At 68.3% G+C, this 19,916-nt stretch carries 19 protein-coding genes; 14 read left to right on the top strand and 5 right to left on the bottom strand.

The annotated features are described in order from the left end of the window. Both TSO5_RS24055 and TSO5_RS24060 read left to right on the top strand, forming a co-directional pair. Positions 1–562: DUF2497 domain-containing protein (locus TSO5_RS24055; protein WP_109154019.1), on the top strand; the 562-nt coding region annotated here is incomplete at its 5' end. A gap of 53 nt (positions 563–615) precedes the next feature. Continuing rightward, positions 616–3,264, top strand: a complete 2,649-nt coding sequence (locus TSO5_RS24060) for a valine--tRNA ligase (RefSeq protein WP_199231000.1) — start codon at positions 616–618, stop codon at positions 3,262–3,264. Between the two features lie 169 nt (positions 3,265–3,433). On the opposite strand, the gene TSO5_RS32790 is transcribed toward TSO5_RS24060, so the two are convergent. From TSO5_RS32790 to purM, 3 genes are all read right to left on the bottom strand, one after another. Continuing rightward, positions 3,434–3,577, bottom strand: a complete 144-nt coding sequence (locus TSO5_RS32790; protein WP_158282093.1) for a hypothetical protein — start codon at positions 3,575–3,577, stop codon at positions 3,434–3,436. A 125-nt stretch (positions 3,578–3,702) separates the two neighbouring features. Next, the gene (purN, locus tag TSO5_RS24065; protein WP_109153998.1) at positions 3,703–4,356 is read right to left on the bottom strand and encodes a phosphoribosylglycinamide formyltransferase; all 654 of its coding nucleotides are present in this window, start codon (positions 4,354–4,356) and stop codon (positions 3,703–3,705) included. Positions 4,357–4,379: 23 nt separating this feature from the next. Continuing rightward, positions 4,380–5,441: a phosphoribosylformylglycinamidine cyclo-ligase gene (gene purM / locus TSO5_RS24070; protein ID WP_109153999.1), complete on the bottom strand. Its 1,062-nt coding sequence runs from the start codon at positions 5,439–5,441 to the stop codon at positions 4,380–4,382. Positions 5,442–5,583: 142 nt separating this feature from the next. Here purM and TSO5_RS24075 point away from each other — a divergent pair, with 142 nt between their 5' ends. The 7 genes from TSO5_RS24075 to TSO5_RS24105 all read left to right on the top strand — a co-directional run bounded on the left by TSO5_RS24075 (position 5,584) and on the right by TSO5_RS24105 (position 13,002). Further along, positions 5,584–6,924, top strand: a complete 1,341-nt coding sequence (locus tag TSO5_RS24075) for a DUF2066 domain-containing protein (RefSeq protein WP_247870939.1) — start codon at positions 5,584–5,586, stop codon at positions 6,922–6,924. Then, positions 6,921–7,481: a CDP-alcohol phosphatidyltransferase family protein gene (locus TSO5_RS24080; RefSeq protein WP_109154001.1), complete on the top strand. Its 561-nt coding sequence runs from the start codon at positions 6,921–6,923 to the stop codon at positions 7,479–7,481. The genes TSO5_RS24075 and TSO5_RS24080 overlap by 4 nt, the downstream gene beginning before the upstream one ends. After that, positions 7,478–8,545 (top strand): AI-2E family transporter, encoded by a 1,068-nt coding sequence (locus tag TSO5_RS24085; protein WP_109154002.1) that lies wholly within the window; start codon positions 7,478–7,480, stop codon positions 8,543–8,545. Before TSO5_RS24080 ends, TSO5_RS24085 begins: the two co-directional genes overlap by 4 nt. 13 nt (positions 8,546–8,558) lie before the next feature. Further along, positions 8,559–9,281 (top strand): DnaA/Hda family protein, encoded by a 723-nt coding sequence (locus TSO5_RS24090; RefSeq protein ID WP_109154003.1) that lies wholly within the window; start codon positions 8,559–8,561, stop codon positions 9,279–9,281. Positions 9,282–9,303: 22 nt separating this feature from the next. Then, on the top strand, positions 9,304–10,083 hold the full coding sequence (locus tag TSO5_RS24095; protein WP_109154004.1) for an SDR family oxidoreductase: 780 nt from the start codon (positions 9,304–9,306) through the stop codon (positions 10,081–10,083). Positions 10,084–10,323: 240 nt separating this feature from the next. Continuing rightward, complete coding sequence (locus TSO5_RS24100) at positions 10,324–10,806, top strand: MarR family transcriptional regulator (protein WP_246194136.1); 483 nt, start codon at positions 10,324–10,326, stop codon at positions 10,804–10,806. Positions 10,807–11,328: 522 nt separating this feature from the next. Beyond that, positions 11,329–13,002: an ATP-binding protein gene (locus TSO5_RS24105; protein ID WP_247870940.1), complete on the top strand. Its 1,674-nt coding sequence runs from the start codon at positions 11,329–11,331 to the stop codon at positions 13,000–13,002. A 109-nt stretch (positions 13,003–13,111) separates the two neighbouring features. Here the strand turns inward: TSO5_RS24105 and hutG are convergent, their stop codons facing one another. Beyond that, positions 13,112–13,936, bottom strand: a complete 825-nt coding sequence (gene hutG, locus TSO5_RS24110) for an N-formylglutamate deformylase (RefSeq protein ID WP_109154005.1) — start codon at positions 13,934–13,936, stop codon at positions 13,112–13,114. Between the two features lie 368 nt (positions 13,937–14,304). Between hutG and TSO5_RS24115 the strand changes: the two genes are divergently transcribed. From TSO5_RS24115 to TSO5_RS24135, 5 genes are read left to right on the top strand one after another with little or no spacing between them, the layout of a single operon-like run. Next, positions 14,305–14,820: a hypothetical protein gene (locus TSO5_RS24115; RefSeq protein WP_109154006.1), complete on the top strand. Its 516-nt coding sequence runs from the start codon at positions 14,305–14,307 to the stop codon at positions 14,818–14,820. 31 nt (positions 14,821–14,851) lie between these two features. Next, positions 14,852–16,099: a hypothetical protein gene (locus TSO5_RS24120; RefSeq protein ID WP_247870941.1), complete on the top strand. Its 1,248-nt coding sequence runs from the start codon at positions 14,852–14,854 to the stop codon at positions 16,097–16,099. Between the two features lie 43 nt (positions 16,100–16,142). Further along, positions 16,143–17,384, top strand: a complete 1,242-nt coding sequence (locus TSO5_RS24125) for a glycosyltransferase family 4 protein (RefSeq protein ID WP_247870942.1) — start codon at positions 16,143–16,145, stop codon at positions 17,382–17,384. Continuing rightward, the gene (locus TSO5_RS24130; RefSeq protein WP_109154008.1) at positions 17,377–18,378 is read left to right on the top strand and encodes a hypothetical protein; all 1,002 of its coding nucleotides are present in this window, start codon (positions 17,377–17,379) and stop codon (positions 18,376–18,378) included. The genes TSO5_RS24125 and TSO5_RS24130 overlap by 8 nt, the downstream gene beginning before the upstream one ends. Then, positions 18,375–19,421 carry a glycosyltransferase family 2 protein gene (locus TSO5_RS24135; RefSeq protein WP_109154009.1) on the top strand — a complete coding sequence of 349 codons (1,047 nt, stop codon included), beginning with the start codon at positions 18,375–18,377 and terminating at the stop codon, positions 19,419–19,421. The genes TSO5_RS24130 and TSO5_RS24135 overlap by 4 nt, the downstream gene beginning before the upstream one ends. Here the strand turns inward: TSO5_RS24135 and TSO5_RS24140 are convergent. After that, on the bottom strand, positions 19,331–19,798 hold the full coding sequence (locus TSO5_RS24140) for a helix-turn-helix transcriptional regulator (protein ID WP_085089280.1): 468 nt from the start codon (positions 19,796–19,798) through the stop codon (positions 19,331–19,333). The two genes, TSO5_RS24135 and TSO5_RS24140, sit on opposite strands and share 91 nt — an antisense overlap. Positions 19,799–19,916: the final 118 nt, after the last annotated feature.

A 19,916-nucleotide genomic window follows, 5' to 3' on the forward strand; every position in this document is an offset into this window, starting at 1 on the left:
ACCCCCTCCGCCGCCCCCGCCACCCCCGCCGGTGGACGAGGACGACGACGTCCTGGAACTGACCCAGATGGTGGAGGACGAGCCGGACGAGCGGCCCGACTTCGGCCAGACGGACCCCGATCCGTGGCCGGAGGAACCGGCTTTTCCGGAACCGTCGCCGCCTCCGCCTCCGCCGCCCCGCTGGGACGAGCCGGAGCCCGAGCCGATGCCGCCGCCGCGCCCCGCCGCCCGGCGACCGGCGCCGGTGTTCGACGAGTTCGAGGATGACGAGCCGCCGCCCCCGCCGCGTCCGCGCCGCCGCGCGGTCGATCCGGATGACGGGCTGATCTCCCGCCGGACGGCGGAGGATGCCTCGCACCACCTGACCCATCTGGCGCGCGAGTTGGGCGACGACCTGTCCATCGGCCCGATGCCCATCGGCATCCGCACGGTTGAAGAGGTCGTGCGCGAGCTGCTGAAGCCGCTGCTGAAGGAATGGCTGGACGAGAATCTGCCGACGGTGGTCGAGCGGCTGGTCCAGCAGGAGATCGACCGCATGATCCGGCGGTCGCAGAAGTTCTGATCCTGTCTTTTTTTAAGCCCCGGTTGAGACGTTTCTAGCGAAAGTTCGTGGTGATGTTGGAAAAGACGTACCGGCCCGCCGAGGTCGAGGAGAAGCACTACCGCCTGTGGGAAGAGTCGGGCGCCTTTGCCGCCCAGCCGCAGGGGAACGGCAAGCCCTACACCATCATGATGCCGCCGCCGAACGTCACCGGCAGCCTGCACATGGGCCATGCGCTGACCTTCACCATCCAGGACGTGCTGACCCGCTACAACCGCATGCGCGGCCGCGACGCCCTGTGGCAGCCGGGAACCGACCATGCCGGCATCGCCACCCAGATGGTGGTGGAGCGCAACCTCGCGAAGGACGGCAAGACCCGTCACGATTTCGGCCGTGACGCCTTCATCGACAAGGTTTGGGAATGGAAGGCCGAATCGGGCGGCACCATCACCCGCCAGCTGCGCCGCCTGGGCGCCTCGCCGGACTGGCCGCGCGAGCGCTTCACCATGGACGAGGGGCTGAGCCGCGCCGTTCGCAAGGTGTTCGTCGAACTGCACCGCCAGGGCCTGATCTACAAGGACAAGCGGCTGGTCAACTGGGACCCGAAGCTGCACACCGCGATCTCGGACCTCGAGGTCGAGCAGAAGGAGATCAAGGGCAACCTCTGGCACTTCCGCTATCCCATCGACGGGGAGGAAGGTCGCTTCATCGTGGTCGCCACCACCCGTCCGGAGACCATGCTGGGCGATACCGGCGTCGCGGTGCACCCGGAGGATGAGCGCTACAAGGACCTGATCGGCAAGATGGTCCGCCTGCCGCTGGTCGGCCGCCTGATCCCGATCGTCGGCGACGAGTATGCCGATCCGGGGACCGGCTCGGGCGCGGTGAAGATCACGCCGGCCCATGACTTCAACGACTTCGAGGTCGGCAAGCGCTGCGGGCTCGAACAGATCAACATCATGGATCGCGATGCCCGGCTGAACGACAACGTTCCCGAGGCCTATCGCGGGCTGGATCGCTACGAGGCGCGCAAGCGGATCGTCGCCGAGCTGGAAGCGCTGGAGCTTCTGGAGAAGATCGAGCCGCACACCCACATGGTCCCGCACGGCGACCGCTCCGGCGTCGCCATCGAGCCGTGGCTGACCGACCAGTGGTATGTCGATGCCGCGACTCTGGCCAAGCCGGCGATCGAGGCGGTGGAGACCGGCAAGACGGTGTTCGTGCCCAAGCAGTGGGAGAACACCTATTTCGAATGGATGCGCAACATTCAGCCCTGGTGCATCAGCCGCCAGATCTGGTGGGGCCATCAGATTCCGGCCTGGTACGGTCCGGACGGCACCTTCTTCGTCGAGGAGACGGAGGAGGAGGCCCGCACCGCGGCCAAGACGCATTACGGCCAGGACGTCGAGCTGACCCGCGATGCCGACGTGCTCGACACCTGGTTCTCGTCGGCGCTGTGGCCGTTCTCGACGCTGGGCTGGCCCGACCAGACGCCGGAGCTGGACCGCTATTACCCGACCGACGTGCTGGTCACCGGCTTCGACATCATCTTCTTCTGGGTCGCCCGGATGATGATGATGGGGCTGCACTTCATGAAGGACGTGCCCTTCCGCACCGTCTACATCCACGCCCTTGTCCGCGACGAGAAGGGCCAGAAGATGTCGAAGTCGAAGGGCAACGTCATCGATCCGCTGGAGATCATCGACCAGTACGGGACCGACGCGTTGCGCTTCACCCTGTCGGCGATGGCGGCGCAGGGCCGCGACATCAAGCTGGCGGTGAACCGGGTCGAGGGCTACCGCAACTTCGCCACCAAGCTGTGGAACGCCGCCCGCTATTGCCAGATGAACGGCTGCGAGCCGGTCGCCGGCTATCGGCCGGTCGGGCTGACGCAGACGGTCAACCGCTGGATCGTCGGCGCGCTTGCCGATGCGGCGAAGAAGGTCGCCGAGTCGATCGACGCCTACAAGTTCAACGAGGCCGCCGGTGCCGCCTACCAGTTCACCTGGGGCACTTTCTGCGACTGGTACATGGAGTTCACCAAGCCGATCCTGGCTGGCACGGACGAGGCGGCGAAGGCCGAGACTCGGGCGACCACCGCCTGGGTGTTGGACCAGATCCTGCACATCCTGCACCCGCTGATGCCCTTCATCACCGAAGAGCTGTGGGAACAGCTGTCGCCGGCCCGCGCCAACCGCCTGATTTCGGCGGAATGGCCGGAGTTCGCCGCCGACGTCATCGATCCGGCGTCGCGCGACGAGATGGATTGGGTGGTGCGGCTGATCTCCTCGGTTCGCTCCATGCGGTCGGAGATGAACGTCCCGCCCGCGGCGCAGATCGAGTTGAAGCTGAAGGATGCGAACGCGGTCAGCCTGAAGCGGCTGGACACTCACCGCGACCTGATCCTGCGCATGGCCCGCCTGTCGAGCGTCGAGCAACTGCAGGGCGACGTGCCGAAGAGCAGCGTTCAGGCGGTGCTGGACGAGACCACGCTGGTGCTGCCGCTGGAAGGCATCGTCGATCTCGACAAGGAGAAGGCGCGCCTGTCCAAGGAGATCGACAAGCTGACCGGTGAGATCAAGAAGATCGACGCCAAGCTGTCGAACGAGCAGTTCGTCGCCAAGGCCCCGGAAGAGGTCATCGAGGAGCAGCGTGACCGCCGCGAGGCCGCCGATCAGGCCCGCGACAAGCTGCAGAAGGCGCTGGAGATGCTGGCGGGGTGAAATTGGGGGGAGGGGGCGGCGTCCTACGCCCCCTCCCTAACCCTCCCCCGCTTCGCGGGAGAGGGAACTCCGCCGCTAGCTTGCAAAACGATAAACTCGCAAAGCTCCTACCCCCTCTCCCGTGAAGCGGGGGAGGGATGGGGAGGGGGCAATCTGCCGCGACGCTGACCTACAGCGTAAAGATCGCCAGCAGCACCAGCACCGCGATGACTCCGGCGATGCTGAGCTTCATGAATTTGGTGAAGGCGATCCAGTTCGCCTGATGTGCGCGGACGGTCTCTTCACTGACCGGGTTCGGACTGACGGCCGCCATATCGATCAACCCTCCAATAGTTTCTTTTGCCCGCAATTTTTGACGCGGACGCACGGAAACGCAACAGATTCCGAGCGGAACCGTCAACTATGCCGGAAGAGGGATGATCGGAAGGAACAGCGCGCTTACAGCGGCGGGTTCACCATGGCCGCAAGCTCGGGAACCGGGCCGCCGATCCGCACCAGATCGCCGTCGACTCGGGCGCGGCCCTCGGCGATCAGACGGACGGCGTGCGGATAGAGGCGATGCTCCGATTCCAGCACGCGGTCGGCTAGGCTGTGGGCGTCGTCGCCGGGAAGGACCGGAACGGCGGCCTGGGCGATGATTGGACCCTCGTCCATCTCCGGCCGCACATAATGCACGGTGCAGCCATGGAAGCGGACGCCGGTGTCCAGCGCCCGCTGATGGGTGTCCAGCCCCTTGAAGGAGGGCAGCAGGGACGGGTGGATGTTGATGAGCGCGTTGTGCCACTGCCCGACGAACCAGGGCGACAGCAGGCGCATGAAGCCGGCCAGGCAGACCAGCTCGACACCCGACTCGCGCAGGGTGGCGTCCATCGCCGCCTCGAAGGCCGGCTTGTCGCCGGGATAGTCGCGGTGGCTGACCACCGCGGTGGCGATGCCGGCCTTGGCCGCCCGCTCCAGACCGAAGGCATCGGCCTTGTTGGACAGGACCAGCGCGATCTCAGCCGGGAAATCGGACGCGGCGCAGGCGTCGATCAACGCCTGCAGATTGCTGCCGCGCCCCGAGATCAGGACGCCGAGCTTCAACTTGCTCATCACCAAGGATCCTTAGGCGTCCCTTACGCGGTCCAGGCCGCGTCCATGCCATTGACGGTCACGCGGGCGTCGCCGTCCTTCAGCGCGGTGACGGTGCCGACGGTGTAGACCGTCTCGCCGCCCTCGCTGAGGATGTCGATGGCCTCCTGCGCCTTGTCGGCGGGAACCACGACGACCATGCCGAGGCCGACGTTGAAGGTACGGGCCATCTCGTAGGGAACGATGCCGCCGGTCTTCATCAGCCAGGAGAAGACGGGGGGCAGGGTCCAGGTCGAGGCGTCGAGCTCCACACCCAGCCCGTCCGGCAGGACGCGCGGAATGTTCTCGATCAGGCCACCACCGGTGATGTGGGCCATGGCACGGACCGTGCCGGCGCGCACCGCCTTCAGCGTGCTCTTCACATAGATGCGGGTCGGGGTCAGCAGCGCCTCGCCCAGAGTCTTCGACTCGTCCCACGGGCAGGCGGAATCGTAGCCGAGGCCCGACTTCTCAACCAGCTTGCGAACCAGCGAATAGCCGTTGGAATGCACACCGGTGGAGGCGAGGCCGAGGACCACGTCACCCGCCTGCACGGTGGAACCGGTCAGGGCATGCTGGCGTTCCACAGCACCGACGGAGAAACCTGCGAGGTCGTAATCGCCTTCCGAATACATGCCCGGCATCTCGGCGGTCTCGCCGCCGACCAGGGCGCAGCCGGCCTGACGGCAGCCTTCGGCGATGCCGGCAACGATGTCGCGGCCGGCGGCCACGTCGAGCTTGCCGGTGGCGTAGTAATCCAGGAACAGCAGCGGCTCGGCGCCCTGCACGACCAGATCGTTGACGCACATGGCGACGAGGTCGATGCCGACCGTGTCGTGACGGTTGGCGAGAATCGCCACCTTCAGCTTGGTGCCGACGCCGTCGGTCGTCGCGACCAGAAGCGGATCCTGGTAGCCGGCGGCGCGCAGATCGAACAGCGCGCCGAAACCGCCCAGGCCCGCGTCGGAGCCTGAACGCGCGGTGGAGCGGGCAAGGGGCTTGATCGCTTCGACAAGCGCGTTGCCCGCATCGATGTCCACACCGGCCTGCTTGTAGGCGTCGGACATGTTATAGGACTGGGTGCTGATGGTATCCTCGCTTGGGCTGAGCTATATACCGGGCCTTGGGCTCGGGCCGAACATACTCGAATCGGAAGGCTTTGCAATGCTCCACCGCCGCCGCGCGCCGCTCCTCGCCGGTCTTGCTGCCATGTCCACCGCTCTGGTCCTGACCATGACCGGGCCGGCCGGGGCGCAGACCGGTTCCCCGCCGCCGGCCGCCGTCTCGTCCGCCGCCGATCCCTTCGCCGTGTCCGGCGTGCAGGTCGACATCAGCGGCGGAAATCCGACCACCATCCGCGATCAGGCGATCCGCGAGGCGCAGGCCAAGGCCTGGGCTGAGCTGTACGGTCGTCTGGTGCCCGGCGGCGGCAATCCGCCGCGCCTTTCGGACAACCAGATTGCCAGGATGGTCCAGGGCTTCGAGATCGACGAGGAGAAGGTGTCGGCCACCCGCTATGTCGGCGCCATCACCGTGCGCTTCCGTCCCAACGCGGTGCGCGACGCGCTCGGCCAGAGCGGCGGCGCCACCCAGTATGTCGAGCCGCCGTCGCGCCCCTTCGTCATCCTGCCGGTGACCCAGAGCGATGGCCGCGTCATCCTATGGCAGGACCGCACCCCCTGGCGCGCGGCTTGGGAGGCGCGGCAGCCCGCCGCCTCGCTGGTGCCGCTGGTGGTGCCGGACGGCGAGCTGTCCGACGCCCAGGCGATCAGCGGCGAGGACGCCATCGCCGGCAACTCGGAGGCGCTCGCCCGCATCGCTCAGGCCTACAAGGCCGGCGGAGTCGTGGTCGCCCGCACCGACATGCCGGCGAACGGTCCTGACCCGGCGCGCGGCCTGACGGTGGACGTCACCCGCTTTGGGCTGGACGGCAACCGCGAGAATCAGACGGTCCAGGTGAAGGGCGGCGGCAGTGCCGGCGAACTGATGAACCGTGCGGTCGCGGCGGTCGGCACCCAGATCGACGATTCGTGGCGGCGCGAGCACACCACCGCCACCGGGCCGGAGCAGAACACCATCGTCAGCGTGCCGCTGACCGCGGTGAATGATTGGGTCGAGACGCGCAAGCGTCTTTCCGCCGTTCCCGCGGTGAGCCGCACCAGCCTGATGACGATCAGCCGCAACGAGGCGCTCATCACCCTGACCTATCGCGGAGATCCCGAACAGCTGGCCCAGGCGCTCGCCCGCCAGGATCTCGGATTCGCGCGGTCGGCCGCCCAGCCCGTCGCCCAGTCCGCCGGCTATCCGCCGGCCTATCCGGGGGCGCCGCTGCCGGTGCAGTCGGCCGACTGGCAGCTGACCCTGCTGCCGCGCGGGTCGGGTGCGGCGTCGGCCGGTGCGGTTCCTTCCGCGGCCTCGCCGATGGCGTCGCCAACCTCGCTGGCGCCGTCGGCCCCAATGGGCGCCGGCAATATGGGCGCCGGTGCTCCGGCCGCAATGGGCGCGCCGCCGCGCAACCTGGGCACGCTGCCGGCCAAGAGCCAGCCGTGAGCGTTCCCAACATCATCACGTTCCTGCGCATCGTGGCGGTTCCGGCCGCGATGTACATGATCCTGACCGGCAACATGGAGTGGGCCTTCGCCCTGTTCGTCGCCGCCGGTCTGTCCGATGCGCTGGACGGCGCCATCGCCCGCATGTTCCGCGCGCGTACGGTGCTGGGCGGTTATCTCGATCCGCTGGCCGACAAGGCGCTGATCGTCGGCGTGTATGTGGCGCTGGCCTGGGTCGGCGCGATCCCGCTGTGGCTGGCGATGATGGTGGTGTTCCGCGACATCATGATCATCGGCGGCGTCATCCTGCTGTTCACGCTGAAGGAGACGCTGGCGATGCAGCCGCTCTACATCAGCAAGGTGAACACGGTGGTGCAGATCGCGCTGGCCGCGGCGATTCTGGCGCCGCCGGCGCTGGGACTGCCGGACATCCACCTGTACGGCTGGGCGCTGGTCGATGTGCTGGTGTACGCCTGTACGGTGACGACGGTGCTGTCGGGTCTGCTGTACGCGCGGCGCGGCGCCTTGCTGTTCAACCGGCTCGGCGGCGTTCCGTGACGGCGGCCAAGCAGCTCCGCTTCTGGCTGATCGGGCTGGGGCTGTTCGTCCTGGCGCTGTGGCTGCTGTCGGACATGCTGCTGCCCTTCGTGGTCGGGCTGGCCATCGCCTATCTGCTCGACCCGGCGGTCGACCGGCTGGAGGCGGCGGGGCTGCCGCGCTGGCTCGGCACCACGCTGGTGTTGCTGGGATTCGTCCTGGTCATGGTGCTGGTGGCGCTGCTGCTGCTGCCGCTGGTGCAGGGGCAGGTCTCCCACCTGCTGGAGGTGCTGCCGACCTATGCGACGCTGGTGAAGGAGCGGCTGATCCCGGCGCTCGACCGCTTCATCCACCGCCTGCCCGCCGACGATGTCGAGCGGCTGCGCGCCGCCGCCGGCACCTATGCCGGGGAGGTGGCGGGGCTGGTCGGCCGGGTCGTCACCCGCATCCTGTCGGGCGGGCTGGCGCTGTTCGACATCGTGACCCTGATGTTCATCACGCCCATCGTCGCCTTCTACATGATGCGCGACTGGGACCTGATGGTGGGGAAGGTCGATTCGTGGCTGCCGCGCCAGCATGCCGAGACGGTGCGCGAGCAGGCGCGCGAGGTGAACGTCACCCTGTCCGGATTCGTGCGCGGGCAGGCGATGGTCTGCGTCGTTCTGGGTGTCTTCTATGCGCTGGCGCTGTCGGCGGCCGGGCTGGATTTTGGACTGGTGATCGGTCTGGTCGCCGGTCTGCTGTCCTTCATTCCCTATGTCGGCAGCCTGTTCGGCTTCGTCGCCAGCACCGGCCTTGCCCTGCTGCAGTTCGACGAGTTCTGGCGCGTCGCCATCGTGGTCGGCATTTTCCTGTTCGGGCAGGCGGTGGAAGGCAACGTCCTGACGCCGAAGCTGGTGGGCGACAAGGTCGGGCTGCATGCGGTCTGGGTGATGTTCGCCCTGCTGGCCGGCGGCAGCCTGTTCGGTTTCGTCGGCGTGCTGCTGGCGGTGCCGGTGGCCGCGGTGATCGGCGTGTTGACCCGCTTCGCATTGCGACAGTATCTCTCAAGCCCGTACTACCGCGGCACTGACGCGGAACGCTGATGGGTGTGTCCGCATGAGCTTGCCGGCGCAGATACCGCTCGACCTCGGGCACCGGACGGCGATGGGCTGCGAGGATTTCCTCGTGGCGTCCAGCAACGCCGACGCCGTGGCGTGGCTGGACCGCTGGCCGTCCTGGCCGGCCCCGGCGCTGACCCTGTTCGGCCCGGCCGGTTGCGGCAAGACCCATCTGTCCCAGGTCTGGCGTGCCCGCAGCCACGCGGTGGTGACCCGCGGCGATGCTCTCGATTCGGGCGTGGTGCCGTCCCTGCTGGCTCCCGCCAACGCCGTGGTCGTCGAGGATGCCGACATGGTCGCCGGCAAGCCCGAGCGGGAAGAGGCGCTGTTCCACCTCTACAATCTCGCCCGTGAACAGCAGGGCCATCTGCTTCTGCTGTCGCGCAAGGCGCCGTCGCGCTGGCGCACCCGGCTGCCCGACCTGCGCTCGCGCATCAAGGGCGCACCGGCGGTGGAGGTTCGGCCGCCCGACGACGCGCTGCTGGCCGCGGTGCTGGTCAAGCTTTTCGCCGACCGTCAGCTGCGGCCGGGGATGGAGGTCATCACCTATCTGCTGGCGCGGATGGAACGATCGTTGGATTTCGCCCGCCGTCTGGTGGCGGCGCTGGACCATGCGTCGCTGGCGGCCCATCGTGGCGTGACCGTGCCGCTGGCGCGCGAGGTCCTTTCGGATCTGCAACGTACGGAACCGCAACGATCCGGTTCCAAAACGACCCTCTGATTCAAAAAGGGAAGAGACGACCATGGATTTGGGTATCGCCGGCCGCCGGGCCATCGTCTGCGCCGCCAGCAAGGGGCTGGGCCGTGCCTGCGCCTTCGCGCTGGCCCACGAGGGCGTTCACGTCACCCTGACCGCCCGCAATGCCGAGGCCCTGGAGACGACCGCCGAGGAGATCCGCAAGGCCACCGGCGTCACCGTCACCACCGCCCCCGGCGACATCGCGACGGAAGAGGGGCGGGCCGCCGCTCTGGCCGCTTGCCCGGAACCCGACATCCTCGTCAACAACGCCGGCGGTCCGCCGCCGGGCGATTTCCATGATTGGGACCGCGACGACTGGATTCGCGCGCTGGATGCCAACATGCTGGCGCCGATCTTCCTGATCAAGGCGACGGTGGACGGCATGATCGCCCGCCGCTTCGGCCGGATCGTCAACATCACCTCCGCCGCGGTGAAGGCGCCGATCCCGATCCTCGGTCTGTCGAACGGCGCGCGCACCGGCCTGACCGGCTTCGTCGCCGGCCTGTCGCGGCAGACGGTGAAGCACAACGTCACCATCAACAACCTGCTGCCCGGCCCCTTCGAGACCGACCGTCTGCGCAAGACCATGGAGGGTGGCGCCAAGGCCGCTGGCCGCAGCATTGACGAAGAGATGGATCTGCGCCGCAAGACGAACCCGTCCGGCCGATTCGGCGATCCGGAGGAATTCGGGGCCGCCTGTGCCTTTCTCTGTGCCGCCCGGTCCGGTTTCATGACTGGGCAGAACATTCTTCTGGATGGCGGAGCCTTTCCCGGCACCATGTAATCTGCCGGTTATTGCCGGCGGCGGGGGCGGAACACCCCCGCGTCTCAAGTTTGTCCCTCCAATTCGCTACAAAATCCGCCCATCGTCACAGGCCATTAAGAAACGGCGACGGGAAGGGGTGTCGCGGCACCCTTTCCCCGGTCCGCCGGTCGGCAGGCACAGGACAGTGCCGCGGCGACCGGATAACGGCGTTTGCAAAGCACTGGAGCTTTGCAAGCCACTGGCACAGGAATGATGAGCATGCAGCAGAGTGTGGCGGCCCCCGCGGTCTACACCGACCTTGGCCGCGTCATGGAAAGCATCACCCGACGCTTCCTCGACGTGCTTCGGATGGAACTGGCCCGCATCGGCGTGACCGACCTCAGCCCGACGCAGGCGCTGATGCTGCTGCACATCGGCACCGAGGAACTGTCGGTCCGCGATCTGCTGGAGCGCGGTTATTACCTGGGCTCCAACGCCTCCTACAATCTGAAGCATCTGGTGGAGGCGGGCTATGTCGACCGCAGCCCGTCCCAGCGCGACCGCCGGGCCGCCCGGCTCAAGCTGTCCGACCAGGGGCTGGCGACCTGCGAGGCGCTGAAGAAGCTGGAAGCGATGCGCGCCGACAGTCTGCTGCGCACCGACAGCGACGGTGCCGATTTCGAAACCACCTACCGCACGCTGCGGCGGCTGGAACGCGCCTGGACCGACCTGATCCGCTACGACGACGCCGATCCGGCCTGAAATTCCAAGCGTTAAACTCCAAGCGCTAAACCCACGCATTCGACACGTAACTTTCTGACCGCCTGTCCGTTCGATCTGTGTCCGGAATGGAACACCTGAGTCCGTAACGAGAACATAGACGGAACTGCGCAGTTGCCGTTCCGCGTCCGTTCTGGTAGCTCTATCAGAACAAGACGCGAACAATGGAGGGTGGCATGTCGGTTTTGGCTTTCCTGCGTGAGTGCGTGACTCTCGCCCTGTTCCTGGCGGTGCTCTATGGCTGGGCCACGGTTGGACCGATCCTGATCGGGTGATGACCGTCGAAGCGCCCAATATGCGGTCCGGGGCAGGGCGGGGCGGTGGAGCCCTTCGGAAGAGGTCTCCGAACGGGGGATGCCGCGTCGGTATTATATCCGAAATCCCAGCCCACCCCGGCCGGCGCAGCGCTTACATCGGGAACACGCGGAACCGTCCCTGGCCCAGCAGAGAAGCCGAAAGGGGGCCGGTTCCGCGAACGCCGACAACGCGTGGGGATTGGGACGGATGCGGAATTTCTTTCGAAAGCGTCGCTCGGCTGCCGTGGCGGACGAGCGGCTGCCGGCTGCCGGCGCTGCCGGCCTGGGTAGTCCCGGCATCACCGGCGGAGGGCTCGGGTCCGGTCCGCTGACGGGCGGACCCGGCATGGCCGGCGGTATGAATGGCGGCATGAACGGACCGGGAGCCGGCGGCTTTTCCAACGCGCCGGGACGGCCGGGCGGGCTCCATCTGCGTCCGGTCGATGGGAATGCGGGTGGCCATCCTGTCGGTGGGCCTATCGGTGGCCGGGCAGGGTTCGAGGCGATGCGCGGTCCTGCCGCCCCGCGTCTGCCCGACGTCATCGACAACGAGGCCACCGGCGACCGCCGCGGCCATATGTTCCCACAGCCCGGCGGCCATGATGCCGACGGCGAGCACGACCTGCCGCGCTTCACCATGTCGGTCAATGGCGGTTACCGCGGCGGCTTCGGGGCCAATGGCGGCGCCAACGCGCCGGCGATGCTGAAGGGCCTGACGCCGGAGCTGAACGGCCTTCTGCGCGAAGCCTTTACCCCGACCCGACCGAAGCAGCAGCTGAACGGCCTGTTCATCGGCCGCAACGACACGCTGCGCCGCATCATCTCGGCCATCGAGGAGGAGCGGGCGCACGTCATCCTCTATGGCGACCGCGGCCGCGGAAAGACCTCCGTCGCCAACGCGATCGAGAAGATCGCCGGGCAGGCGGGCTATCTGTCGCTGAAGCTGACCTGCAGCGGCGAGCTGAGCTTCGAGGACATCTTCCGGCACTTCCTGAAGAAGATCCCCTCGACCTATTACCGCTCGGCGCTCGACAACCCGTTCGCGGCGCGGCGCAACTTCGCCAGCTTCAACGAGCTGCTGCCGGAGGGCGCCTTCAGCGTCACCGAACTGAACGAGGTGCTGGCGGGCATCCATGCCACCCATGTGCTGCTGATCCTCGACGAATATGACCGCGTCACCGACGAGGATTTCCGCAACAAGCTGGCGGAGCTGTTCAAGAACCTGACCGACAGCTCTATCCCCGTCACGCTGCTGGTGGTCGGCGTCGCCGAGAATCTGGACCAGCTGCTGGGCAAGCATCCGTCGATCCAGCGCTCCCTGGTGCCGGTGCATCTGCCGCTGATGACCGATCAGGAGATCGGCCGTCTGATCCAGGCGGGTGCGCAGAATGCCGGCATTGAGTTCGCCGCCGATGTGGTGCGGCGAATCGCCGAGTTCGTGCGCGGCCTGCCGTACTACGCGCAGCTTCTGGGCCTGCATGCGGCGCGCAGCGCCGTCAGCCGCGGCAGCAAGCTGGTGGAACGGCCGGATCTTGGCTATGCCGTCGCCCGCTGCCTGCAGGAGGCCGAACGCGGCATCGTCGAAAGCTATGCCCGTGCGCTGGCCGCCGACCGCCGGGTCGAACTGGAGGATGCGCTGCTGGCTGCGGCGCTGTGCCCGGCCGACGCCTATGGCGTGTTCGATCCCAACGATCTGGCGGGCGACAGCGGCGAATTGCCGAGCGCCGCAACGCTCGACCTGCTGAAGCGTCTGACGCGGGAAGACCATGGCGGCATCCTGGCCCCGGTGGTGGAACCGGGACTGGAACGCTACCGCTTCCGCAACCAGATGATGCGCCAATATGTCCTGATGCGTCAGGCCAGCGAGCGCGGCCAGATCTGATCCATCCCCGATCAGGCCGTCCTTCGGCCCTTCCCCGGCGACGGGGAAGGGCCACTCTTTGGTGAGGGGCGAACGGCCGAGTCGTGGGCGGGGTTACAGGAGGGCGGGGTTACAGGAACGCCGCACGCCGCTGTCCGCTGGCCTTCTGCCACGCCCATTCTACAACGACGCTCAGCAGCCGCTCCAGCGACGGTTTCACCTCCGCCGCCAGGTTGGGGCGGAAGTGATAGGGCGCATCCTCGTCCATATAGGTGGACTGGGTCAGTTCCAGCTGGATGGCGTGGATGTTCTCTTCCGGCTGGCCATAGCTGCGGATGATGAAGCCGCCACGCAGCCGGCCGTTCAGCGCGGCCGAATAGCGCTCTGACGCCGAAAGCACGTTCATCAGCCGGACGACCAGCGGCTGGGCGGTGCTGCTGCCGTCGCCGGTTCCCAGGTTGAAATCGGGCAGGGTGCCGTCGAAAAAGCGCGGGACCCGGCTGCGCACCGAATGGGCATCGAACAGGACAGCCACGCCGTATCGGTCGCGGAGTGCGCGCAGCTCGCTGCGCAGCTGTTCGTGATAGGGACGCCAGTAGGCGCCGACCCGCCGGTCGATCTCCGCCCGGTCGGGCTCCCGCCCCGGCTGATAGATCGGCTTGCGGTCGAAGGTGGTCAGCGGGCAGATTTCGGTCGGGTCGAGCCCCGGCTGCGCCATGGCGCCGTCCGGGTCGCGGTTCAGATCCACCACGTAGCGCGAACACAGTGCCGTCAGGAAACCGATTCCGAGCGCGGGGGCGAAGTGGTACAACCGGTCCAGGTGGCGGTCGACGTCGGGCTGGGCCAGCCCTTCCGGCGTCATCGTGGCTGCGATGTCCGGCGGAATCATCGTTCCGACATGCGGAATGCTGAGCAGGACCGGGGTTTCCCCCGGCTGGAAGCGAAAGGTTTCCATGGCTCGTCTCGTCATCGGAACGGCTTGCGCGGGACTGTGTGCAGTGCGGCACGGCCAGTGCTGGGACTATGGAGTGCGGTGCCGTACCCCGTCAAACAGATTGCGTTTTTTTGAATGCGCCGGGATGGCGCGCCGCGGGAAACCTGTCCTAACGCGCCTGTATTCCGCTTGCGTTCCGGCGAATTGCCGATTGACCGCGGGCCGCGCTTGCCGGAGACTTTCGCGCAATTGGCGACCGCCCGGCAGAAGGCGTCGCCCCGCACCGGACAAAGCTGTTCCCTGGCGACCGGACAAAAGACTTCCACAACACACGGCGCCCCGATTTCGCAGCCCCGGTGACGAAGCAACGCAGCAGGGGAGAAGCGACCATGAACACCGCCACCCGTTTCGGTGCGGCCCTGGGCACGGCCATGCCCGGCAGGCGCCAGATTCTGTTGCCGCTTGCGCTCGCTCCCGTCGCCGGCTGGGCCGTTTGGGCCGCCGGATCGGCGGATGCGCCGAGCCATCCCGCCGGCCCCTTCCACCTGCCGCTGGACGAAACCACGGCGATCTGGCGCGATCTGGGCACGGTGCGGTTCGGCGGCCTTGCCGGCAATCCGCAATTTCCCACGAAGGTTTCGGCGCTGGATGGCCGGCCGGTCACCGTCCGCGGCTTCATGGTGCCGCTGACCGACGGCGCCAGCCACAACCGCTTCATCCTGTCCGCCAATCCGCTCGGGTGCCCCGCCTGCGAGAATCCCGGACCGGCGACCATGATGCATGTCCACACCGCCATCGCCCTGCCGGCGACGCGGGAGCCGCTGACCCTGACCGGCACGCTGCGACTGCGTCCGCAGGAAGGGCTGTTCTACCGTCTGGTCCGCGCCGAGCAGCGCTGGGCCTGAGTTCCGTAGGCCCGCGTTCCGGAGATCGGCCGTGAGGGTGGCGACAGGCAGTCTCGGCGCGCTGTCGATGACGGCGGCCCTGCTGCTCTATGGCGGCCTCAGCGTGCCGGCGCCGCCCGCCTTGCGCGGGGTCGAACTGTCCATCGGTCTGCTGGTCCTGGCCGCCATCGGCTGGAAATGGCCGCTGGCGGTGGCGAGCGGTCATGCCCTGCGGATGCCGTCGGGGGTCGGGCAGTCGGGCCTCGTGCAGTCGGACATGCGCTGGATGCCGGTGGCGATCGCCGCGTTCACCTGGCTTCTGTGGGTGCCGCTGCTGCGCGGGGCTGCGCTGGGGTGGGAGGCGGCCGACATCCTGCGGGACGTCGTGCCCCTGGTCTTCCTGTTCCTTCCCGTGCTTCTGGTGCCGGCGCTGCGGAGCGGCGGAGACCGGACGGTACGCGCGTTGGCGGGTGGGCTGGCGATGGCCGGGTTGCTGCTGGCCTTGCGTTGGTGGCGGCAGGCGGATTGGGGATTCGGCGCAATCGGCCGGCGGGCGATGGCCGATGGCGGCGTCTATCTGCTCAATGCCCCGTCGGTTCTGTTCGCCGCGGTGCTGCTGCCGGCGCTCGCGCTGTCGCTGGTGGCGGTGGGTGGGCGAATCCGGTACTGGGTCGCAGCGGTTCCCTGTGCCGTCGGTGGTGCGCTTTGCCTTGGCGCGCTCGCCGGCGCGGTCCATCGCACCGCGCTGGGGCTGGCGGTGCTGTCGCTCGCCCTGACCGCCCTGTGGTGGGCGCGGCGCCGACCGTGGCTGGCCTTGCCGCTGCTGCTGGGAGTCGGCCTGCTGGCGGTGACCGGCGGCGATGCCCTGGTCGGCGCTTGGCAGCAGGCGGCGGAGAAGACGCGGCTGACCGGCGTCAATGCCCGTTGGGAGGAAGCCGCGGCGGTGATCGACCATGCCGTCGCCACGCCCTGGGCTCTGTTGTTCGGCGACGGCTGGGGGGCGCGGATCGCCAACCCGGCGGTGGGGGGCTGGCGGGTCAGCTACACCCACACGCTGGCCAGCTACAGCCTGCTGAAGACCGGGCTTTTCGGCATGGTTGCGCTGGGGGCCTATCTGGCGGCGCTGGTCCGGCCCTGGTGCCGGCTGCTGGCGACCGATCCGCCGCTGGCGCTCGCGGTGGTGCCGCCCCTGCTGATGGCGCTCTGCCTCCACACCAGCTTCAAGTATCTCGACACCGGCGTCATCCTGTCGCTGATGCTTGTGGCGGCGGAGCGCAGGAAAGGGTTGTCGGCACCTTAGTGGATCTGCATACTTTCGCGTGCAATTCCCGCATCGGTGCGCCGTGACGTTCGATCCGCCGTCCATCCTGTTCGTCAACCGGGTGTTCCCGCCGGACCGCGGGGCCACCGGCCGTTGCCTGTCGGACCTTTCCGCCCGGATGGCGGCAGCGGGCTGGCGGGTGACGGTGGTCGCGGACGGGGCGCGGACGGACTGCCGCGCGCCAGCCGGCGTCACGCTTTGCCGCACCGGCGGCGTGGTCGCGGCAGGGGAGAGGCCGGACGCGCGCGCCTATCTCGATTCGCTGTGCCGGCTGACCGGCCGGGCTTTGCGCCTGCCGCGCCACGACCTGGTGGTGACGATGACCGATCCGCCGCTGCTGGCGCTGGCCGGTCCGGTTCTGGCCGCCCGGCATGGGGCGGCGTCGCTGCACTGGTGCCAGGATCTGTACCCGGACCTGCTGCCGGTGCTGGGCGTGCGGATGCCGGCGATCCTCCGGCGGATGGCCGGCCATGGCATGGCGCGCGCCCTGCGCCGGCATAGCGGGGTGGTCGCCATCGGGCGCTGCATGCGCGAGCGCATCCTGGCGACGAGTGTACCGGCCGACCGGATGACTCTGCTGCCGAATTGGCCCGATCCGGCGATCCGCCCGCTGCCGAAGGAAGAAAACGACTTCCGCAAGTCGCTGGGCCTGGAGGAGGGCGACGGCCGTTTCGTGGTGGTCTATTCCGGGACGCTTGGGCTCGCCCACCCGATGCAAGGTGTTCTGGAGGCCGCGGCCCGGCTGCAGGACAGCGATTCCGCCGTGCTTTTCCTGCTGGTCGGCGAGGGGAGGGGCTTCGCCGCGGTGGAAGAGGCCGCGCGCGACCAAGGCTTGCGCAACCTGCGGCGGCTTTCCTGGCAGCCGGGCGAGCGGCTGGCGGAGTGCCTGTCCGCCGCCGATCTGCATCTGGTGGCGATGGACCCGGCGGCGGAGGGGATGCTGGTGCCGAGCAAGCTGGCCGGGGTGCAGGCGGCGGGGCGGCCCTGCCTGTTCCTGGGGCCGGCGGGAAGCGAGGCGGCGGCACGGGTCGAGGGCTGCGGTCTGGTGATCGACCCGTTCGACGGTCCGGCCATCGCCGATGCGGTCCGCGCCTATGCCGCCGATCCCGGCCGGTGCGCGGCGGAGGGAGCGCGCGCGGCCCGGCTGTCCGCCGCCTGGACCGCTGACCGCGCCGCCGCGGCCTTCGCCGGACTGGCGCAACGCCTCGTGGCGGAGCGCAGGCTTGCCCGGCCGGTGATGGGAAGGCCGCTGCCCCATGCCTGACGGCGTCATCACGCCCACTCAACGCCAGCCCCAGCCGGAGGCCCTGACCCTGGTCCTGCCCCGGTCGGGCGGGGAGGGCGATCTGCGCGCCTTCGTTCGTACCTTGCAGACGGGGTGGCGCTGGCTGCTGGCCGGCTGGCTGGGCGGGCTGGCGCTGGCGGTGGCGGGGCTGTGGACGGTAACGCCGGCCTATACCGCGGCGATGGTCATCGGGCCGACGGCGCGGGTCGGATCGGCCGCGATGGGCGCCCGGGTGCCGACGTTGAGCGGTCGGGATTCCGCCGGCGTCGCCGAACCGGGGGCGGGTGACGAATCGCTGTCGGACTTCGCCCGCTATCTGGAATTGTTCGGATCGGGGCCCGTCGCCGAGCGTCTGGCGCGCGATCCCGACATCCTGCGTGCCCTGTTCCCCGACCGCTGGGATGCGGAAACGGGGCGCTGGCGATCGCCGCCGGGGCTGCTGCCAATGGTGAAGCGGGGGCTGCTGGCGCTGGTCGGACGCGAGGATTGGGTGGAGCCGGACGGCGACCGCGTGGCGCGCGCGCTGCGTGAGAGGCTGGTGGTCGACATGCTGCGGTCGGGGCCGATGCGGCGCATCACCTTCCGTCACGCCGACCGGGTGACGGCAGTCGATCTTCTGGGGCGGATCGCCGCGGCAACCGACGCCCATCTGCGGGCGGAGGCGGCCCGGCGCAGCGCCGCGCAGATCGCCCACATCAAGCTCCGCCTTGGCGCCGTCACCGTGGCGGAGCACCGGCAGGCCCTGAGCGACCTGCTGCTCGACCAGGAGCGGGTGGCGATGATGATCGGCGTTGACCTGCCCTTTGCCGCCGACCTGATCCAGCCGCCGACCGCCGGCGCGCTGCCGGACTGGCCCAATCCGGCCGTCGTGGTGCCGCTGGCCGGATTGGTCGGGCTGATCGCCGCCGCCTTCGGCCTGTCGGCGCGCCATGCGCTGAAGGACCATGGCATCGGCGTTGAGGCGGTGCCATGAAAGCCATTCCGGTATCTGTGGTCGTGATGACGCGCGACGAGGCGGCGAACCTGCCTGTCTGCCTGCCGTCGCTCGCCCGTTTTGCCGAGTGCTTCGTGGTCGACAGCGGCAGCGGCGACGGAACGCCGGACATCGCCTTGTCCCACGGTGCGCAGTTGGTTCCTTTCCGCTGGAACGGCCGTTATCCCAAGAAGAAGCAGTGGTGCCTGGACACTCTGCCCTTCGCCCATGACTGGGTTCTTTTTGTCGATGCCGATGAACGGCCGACGGCGGAATTGGTGGAGGAGATCGCCCGCCTGATGGCGGGATCCTCGGCCGATGGACCCAGCCATGCCGCCTATTGGATCGACGGCCGGCCGGTCGTCCGTGGCTGGCCGCTGCGGTTCGGCTGCTGGAACCGCAAGCTCGCCCTGCTCGACCGCCGGCGCGTGCGTTTTCCCGAACAGCCCGATCTGGATGTCGCCTCCATGTGGGAGGTGGAGGGGCATTACCAGCCGCAGGTCGCCGGCACGACCGGCCGGCTGCGCCAGCCGATGGACCATAACGACGCCAAGCCGCTCTCGGCCTGGTTCGACCGCCACAACCGCTATTCCGACTGGGAGGCTGCCTTGCGCGCGGATGGCCGGATGGAGCGGCTGATCGACGGCGAGCCGGACATCGCCCCCGCCTCTTTGAAGCGCCTGCGTGGAATCGCGGGCCGGCGGACGCAGAAGCGGCTGTTCCAGCGCCTGCCCGGCCGGCCGCTCTGGGCCTTCCTGCATGCCTATGTGCTGCGCCTGGGGTTTCTCGACGGCGCAGCAGGGCTCGATCACGCGCTGGCACGCGCGTTCTACTATTGGCAGGTCGGGTTCAAGATGCGCTCGGCCGCACAGGCGCCGGAGGCGTCAGCCCGTTTCCCGTCGGTCGATACCTATCCTGAAAATCCACCGCTCCTGCGACCGGCGGGCGATCCTTACTCCTCGAGCAATGCGATGCGGTCGCCGCCCAGTGCCTTCAGCAGGTCGAAGGTGCGCTTGCGCACGCCCGGATCCTCGATCCGGTAATAGGCCCGGACCAGCTCCAGCGTTTCGCGGCGCGCCATCGATTCGAATTCGTCTGTCTCGCTCATGCTCTCGGCAGGGGACTCGGCGGTGATCTGGTCAGGCGACGGCATGTCGTCGAAGAAGTAGCTGACCGGCACGCCCAGCACCTGCGAAAGATTGTAAAGGCGGCTGGCGCTGATGCGGTTCGACCCGCGCTCGTATTTCTGCAGCTGCTGGAAGGTGATCCCGACCGCTTCGCCCAGTTTTTCCTGACTCAGGCCGAGCAGGGTGCGGCGAAGCCGCAGGCGGGCGCCGACATGGATGTCGATGGGGTTGGGACCTTCGCCGCGGCGCGACAGGGTGTGGGCGGGGGCGAGTTTGGTCTTGGTCGCGCTCATAAGTCGTACCTCGAAGGGAAAGCCGGAGGGAAGGCGCCGCGAGAATGCTTAGTTCAGAAAGTAAATTCTATGCAACCATTTGTGCGTATCAATGGCCCGTTCGGGTGGAAGTGGGAGG

This window comes from Azospirillum sp. TSO5 (assembly GCF_003116065.1).
Lineage (GTDB): Bacteria > Pseudomonadota > Alphaproteobacteria > Azospirillales > Azospirillaceae > Azospirillum.